The sequence below is a fragment of the Microcystis sp. M31BS1 genome, assembly GCF_020245285.1.
GTDB classification, from domain to species: domain Bacteria; phylum Cyanobacteriota; class Cyanobacteriia; order Cyanobacteriales; family Microcystaceae; genus Microcystis; species Microcystis panniformis.
In genome coordinates, this window is the sequence record NZ_JADBVE010000385.1 from 1 (window position 1) to 5,660 (window position 5,660).

6 protein-coding genes and 1 tRNA gene are annotated in these 5,660 nt (G+C 45.8%); all 7 read right to left on the reverse strand.

Annotation, left to right across the window (positions count from 1 at the left end):
* Nucleotides 1-453: 453 nt before the first annotated feature.
* Nucleotides 454-741, reverse strand: coding sequence for a ssl2009 family thylakoid membrane protein (locus tag IM509_RS21565; protein ID WP_002790084.1), 288 nt, complete (start codon nucleotides 739-741; stop codon nucleotides 454-456).
* A gap of 14 nt (nucleotides 742-755) precedes the next feature.
* On the reverse strand, nucleotides 756-1,409 hold the full coding sequence (upp, locus tag IM509_RS21570) for a uracil phosphoribosyltransferase (protein WP_002790085.1): 654 nt from the start codon (nucleotides 1,407-1,409) through the stop codon (nucleotides 756-758).
* Nucleotides 1,410-1,563: 154 nt separating this feature from the next.
* Nucleotides 1,564-1,746 carry a 30S ribosomal protein S21 gene (rpsU, locus tag IM509_RS21575; protein WP_002738938.1) on the reverse strand — a complete coding sequence of 61 codons (183 nt, stop codon included), beginning with the start codon at nucleotides 1,744-1,746 and terminating at the stop codon, nucleotides 1,564-1,566.
* 66 nt (nucleotides 1,747-1,812) lie between these two features.
* On the reverse strand, nucleotides 1,813-2,166 hold the full coding sequence (locus IM509_RS21580; protein ID WP_002766602.1) for a metal-sensing transcriptional repressor: 354 nt from the start codon (nucleotides 2,164-2,166) through the stop codon (nucleotides 1,813-1,815).
* A gap of 163 nt (nucleotides 2,167-2,329) precedes the next feature.
* Nucleotides 2,330-2,401, reverse strand: a tRNA-Thr gene (locus IM509_RS21585).
* A gap of 179 nt (nucleotides 2,402-2,580) precedes the next feature.
* Nucleotides 2,581-4,479, reverse strand: coding sequence for an NAD(P)H-quinone oxidoreductase subunit F (locus IM509_RS21590; RefSeq protein WP_002790087.1), 1,899 nt, complete (start codon nucleotides 4,477-4,479; stop codon nucleotides 2,581-2,583).
* A 303-nt stretch (nucleotides 4,480-4,782) separates the two neighbouring features.
* Nucleotides 4,783-5,466 (reverse strand): PHP domain-containing protein, encoded by a 684-nt coding sequence (locus IM509_RS21595; RefSeq protein WP_002790088.1) that lies wholly within the window; start codon nucleotides 5,464-5,466, stop codon nucleotides 4,783-4,785.
* Nucleotides 5,467-5,660: the final 194 nt, after the last annotated feature.

Below are 5,660 nucleotides of genomic sequence, written 5' to 3' on the forward strand. Positions count from 1 at the left end.
AAAGAAAAACTTGATTAATAATGTACAGGATTAATTCTACTACAAAATTGGAAGGAGGGGGCAACCATCGATCCCTACCTCCCACACTCCGAGAATGATTATTATTCTTGAGGATGAATAGTTTATTTTTTGGAAGTCCCTCAAGGGGTGACAAAACTTAAGCACTACTCGAACATCTCGACGCTAGATGTTAAGTCTGATTGCCCAGCCATTCTCAACAAGCACTGTTTATTGAGAATGACCGGGGGAACTCTGAAATTTTCGGCTTAGTTGCCGGCAGCTTGCCGCCAACTCACTCCTCTAGATAAGTATTTTGACTCACGCCCCTTCCTCTTTTGAGACGTTGTGACACTTAGGGTGCGGAATGTGGGTTTCAATGACTTTTTCAGCAGACCCTAATTAAATTAGGTCGAGGTCTAACAAGGTTTTTAGATTTATTCGGCCAGCCCTATTTTAATGATCGCTGCCGTTTTCCTGTACCGATCCTAACTGTTGACGCACATCATCGATCGCTAGATTTAACTGGGCAATTTTATCTTCTAAACTGCGGCGGGCCACTTCCATGCCTTCCTCTGGAGTCAAGCGCCCATTGCGGATCTCCTCTAAAAAAGCTTGATTATCCCCATCTCCTAAACCGCGACGGCTGCGATTAGCCAACACTGTCCCCAAAACACCGCCCACTAAACCACCGACAATCGCACCGGCTAAAAAACCGCCCGTAAACCCATCTCGCTGACTCATAATCCCCTTTTCTCCTAATAGGTTCCAAAAGCTCGATCGCCGGCATCGCCCAACCCCGGCACGATGTAACCGCCGCTATTTAATCCTTCATCGATAATAGCCGTATAGATGTTCAAGCTGGGATAATTTTGACTCAATTTCTGTAAAGCCGGCGGGGCAGCCACCACGGAAATCAGGCGAATCAGGGCAGGATCAACGCCTCTGCTGGTAATTTCTGCCATTGCTGTTGAAATTGATCCCCCCGTGGCTAACATCGGTTCAAGAATTAAGACTCTTGTGGCCGGATCAAAACTGGCCGGTAATTTATTTAAATAACAACTCGCCTCTAGGGTTTCCTCATTTCTGGCTAAACCGAGATGATAGGTACTAGCTAGGGGTAAAAGACTTTGCGCCCCTTCCAACAGGGCTAATCCTGCCCGTAAAATCGGGACTACGGCCATCGGTACGCTAGGATCGATAAAAGTAGCGGGACATTCCGCTAGAGGGGTTTTAACGCTAGTTTCCAGGGTCGGCAACCATTGCCGGGCTGCTTCGTAGGTTAACCAGCGCCCTAGTTCCGTCATCGCTGTTTTAAACAGTACCGAGGGGGTATTTTGATCGCGCGCGATCGCTAACCAATGCTTAACCAGAGGATGTTCGGGAACATAGACGCGCAGTTGTAAAACCATGAAAACACTAGAACTCGATCGAGGGCTAAACTTTATCTTATCAGCTTTTTTCTCCCCACTTCCCACTCCCCACTTCCCGCTTCCCAACCCCCAAAACAGAGGTTAAAATAAAAGCAAGTCAGAAGCTTGCGAGCGACTTCTGACTTGGCTAATTTTAACGACGACGGGTTCTTTGTCGTCTCCGGGCTACTGCTTTACGCTTTCTCTTTTCTTGAGGGGTTTCAAAAAATTGATGCTTTTTGATATCCGCATAAATTCCCGCTTTCGCTACCTGTCGCTTAAAACGACGCAGGGCTGATTCGATCGCCTCGTTCTGACCAACTACCACTTGGGTCATTAACCTGATTCACCTCCTGTAATTGCTCTCTGCCTAAAAAATGCCAACTTCTCATTATAGCACAATCTAGGGTAAAAAGCGATCCAAGGCGGCCTTTAATTCTTCAATTTCTGTCTCGATACTACCTTCCTGGGCAGCCCGGGCAATACATTCGCTCAGATGTTCGTCGAGAATAATTCTGGCAACGCGATCAATCGCCCCGCGAATAGCGGCAATTTGCATCAAAACTTCGGGACAGGGACGATTTTCCGATACCATCGTCTTGATGCCGCGAATATGTCCTTCGATACGCGAAAGACGGTTAATAATTTGCTTCAGGGAAGCTTCGCTATGGACGTGGGGAGTCCCTTTTGACTCGTGGTCATGGCCCGTCTCGTCGTGGTTGTGAAGGGGGTCGAAAGGGGTAATTTGATTAGTCAAGGGCTTACCGTCAATTCAGTTATACTCTCTAGTGTGCCACAGTTGCGAACCCCAGTCCCTAGGATGGTTTTGTCCGGTTTAAATTTCGGTTTAGGGGTCTTCGGTTTGAAAGAGGGAAGTGGGGAGCAGGTTTTTTAAAGTTCGATTGGGAGTGAGAGATTGAAGCTGGTGATGGGATTTGAACCCGCGACCGGCTGATTACAAATCAGCTGCTCTACCACTGAGCTACACCAGCATTTTTGACCAACCCATTATAACACAAATAGGGCTTGCTGAAAAAGTTTTTCCCGCGGGCAGGGTGTGGGGTTTTAAGCTAAGACCGATTTTAACCGTCTGTCCTTGTTGATCATGTTCATCCCGCTGCTTTCCCTCCCTAGTCCGCGACCGGAAGACTAGGGAGCGATACATAGAGGTTCAATGAGTCAACAGGGATGACCAATAATTAGTTATCAGTGACCATTGACCGTTTAATAAGAGCCAGATTAATCCCCCTATTCCCAAAAGAATAGTCAAGACATAAAACTGTGATTGACCAGAAACATTATACTTTAAGGCACTGCCGCTAAAAATCGTCGCTAAACTGACCAAATTAACCAGACCATCAATAATATAACGATCGAGCCAAGCGGTAATTTTGGACAAGCTCCCCACCGCTAAAACCACGGTAAACTGATAGATGCGATCAAGATAGAAGTCATAAGCGAACAAATCTTGCAGGAATCGCAGGATTAACCCAGTCGGTCTTGCCCAAGCTCGTCTTAACTCTACCGTTAACCCGATAACTAGGCCAATTACTCCAGAGGCCATCAGTAAGGGAAAACCCCAGACAATAGTAAAACTCTGGTTATTAAGGAGAGGATTGGTGAAAGATAGCCAAAAATCCCAACGTAGGGGAATAATCGGGGCCAATAAAGCGATTAAAATCAATGATACCATGGGCAAAGCCATCGGCCAAGCCACTTCCGGGGTGCGATGGGTTTTACTTTGGGTTTGTCCCAAAAAGACTAAACGAAATACCCGGGTGAGATTGACGATGCTAAGACAATTAACAAAGATTAAAACCGCTAATAACCACCAAGGAATCGCCCATTCACCACTTAACCACCGTTTTAACGTCCAAAACATCCCCAGGGGCATTAAAACCGTCATCCCCGCGGAACCCCCTAAAAAAGCCATGGTTGTAGCGGGCATTCTTGCCCAAATTCCCCCCATTTCCGTGATATTTTGGTTACTGGTAGTGAGAATTAATGCTCCTGCGCTCATAAACAATAAAGCTTTTGCGACCGCATGGGAGAATAAAATTAGCAAAGCGATATCCACATGACCTAATCCCACCGCAATAAAGACCAAACCGAGATAGGCACTGGTGGAGTGGCATAAAACCCGTTTAATATCAATTTGGGATAGGGCCATCAGAGAAGTACCGATTGCCGTCATTGTCCCCAACACTATTAAAACATTGGCCGCGATCGGAGATAGGGTAAACACTGGCTGCAGCTTAATTAAAACATAGGCCCCCGCCGAAACCACGATCGAATTCCGCATGATTCCGGCTGGATTTGGTCCCTCCATCGCCTCATCTAGCCACAAATTCAGGGGAAATTGGGCGCATTTACCCGTTGGACCAGCAATAAGGGCTAATCCTAACAAAGTCGCCGTCAGAGGTGGCACAGGGTTATTTACTGCCCAATTTTCTAGCTGAGAAAAACTCAATCCTTCTCCGTAACTGGACAGAGCCACCAAACCCATCAATAAAATAATATCGCCGACGCGCTTGGTTAAAAAGGCATCTCGCGCCGCGGTTACTACCAAAGGTTGAGCATACCAAAAACCGACGAGGAGATAGGTAGAGACCGTTAACATCTCTAGGAAAGCGTAACTGAATAGTAGGGAGTCACTGAGGGCAATTCCCCCCAAAGCTGCCTCAAAAAAGCCCATTAAGCCATAAAATCTTGCCAAAGACCAGTCCTTTTCCATGTAGCCAAGGGCATAGATTTGGGCCAGGAGACTGATGAGGGTAATCAGTTCCAGCGTCCCCAAACTGACGGGAGAAAGTTCGATCGAAAGGGATAAACTAAGATCGGCCACTCTTACCCATTCAAAAGCCAGTTTAATCGTCTCTCGATGCCAAATTTGATTAAAAGCGATCGATCCGTGTATTAATCCTAAGACGGTCATCAATAGGTTAATATAAGCGGCCGGCCGCGGACCGGTGCGACTAATAATGCCTAAAGACCAAGGTAGGGTTAAAATCGAACCAATTAAGCCATAAATGGGAATTAACCAGCAAGTGTCAAGGAATAAATCTTTCATTCAGGGGGTTATCAGTTATCAGTTATCAGTGATCACTGATCACTGATCAGGTTTAAGTTATCAGTTATCAGTGATCAGGTTTAAGTTTTAAGTTTTAAGTTATCAGGTTTAAGTTTTCAATTTTCAACAAATTTAGGCTCTTTCACTGGTTACGGGTTACTGATTACTGGTTACGGGTTACTGATCACTGGTTACTGGTTACTGATCACTGAAAAAGCTGACGGCCATAAAAAACTAACACTCGATCGAGAAAGGATCGAGTTTAGTCAATTTAAGTATTTTACAGTTAATCCCGCGATCAGGCTAAATGCGCTGTAATAAAGATTTACCGTGGGAATCGGTGCTACAGGTGGCAAATAATTGATATTGACGACTAAGAGCGAGAGCTTGTTCGGTTTCCCGTTGACTGGGTAGCCATGGTTTGGGATTGCCATAGGCATAAAAAGCCTCAATACCATCAATACCCAATTCTACCGCCGCCGCTACTAAATCGGCCGCGGGGCGATGGTAACGAAAGGGATGGGCTAGAACCACTAGGGCCCCTGCTTGCCGTAAACTGTTAATGACTCTAGAGGCCAAAGCTAAATCTCCTTCTGGTTTGGCTCTTTGCAGATAGGGAGTCAAAACGGTATGAGTAGGATCGAAACCATAGCCAAGAATATGCACTTCTGCGTCTAAGAGATTCGCCGTAATTTCTACCCCTGTCCAGAGATGGGGTAGAGAACCCTTTAAATGCCGATTTTCTAGCCAAATTTGGGCTTGTCGATAACCTTCGATCGAGTGATGATCGGTAATTGCTAATCCTTTTAGTCCGATGTCTAACGCTTGTCTCATCAAGTCTTGGGGACTCATTTGACCATCGGAGCAATGGGTATGAAGATGGAAATTGTAATGGTAGGGACAACTATCATAGCCGACATTTGCCCACACCGCTTTCAGGGCGAGGGTATCTTGAGCTAGGGGTGGAATTGTAGCAGAAACGACCATGCAGTATTGAGGAACTTTCCCAAAGATTACAAATTGTTAACAATCAGCATAACAAATAGTTACTAATTCTGTACGCAAATATTGCATCTAGAATTAGCTTTGTACGCTTTGACCCGTACTGGGTTAACTACGAACCTCTCTATCGGATTCCCGCTAAAGGCGGCCTCTCCGACTACCTTTCTTCCAATATTTAA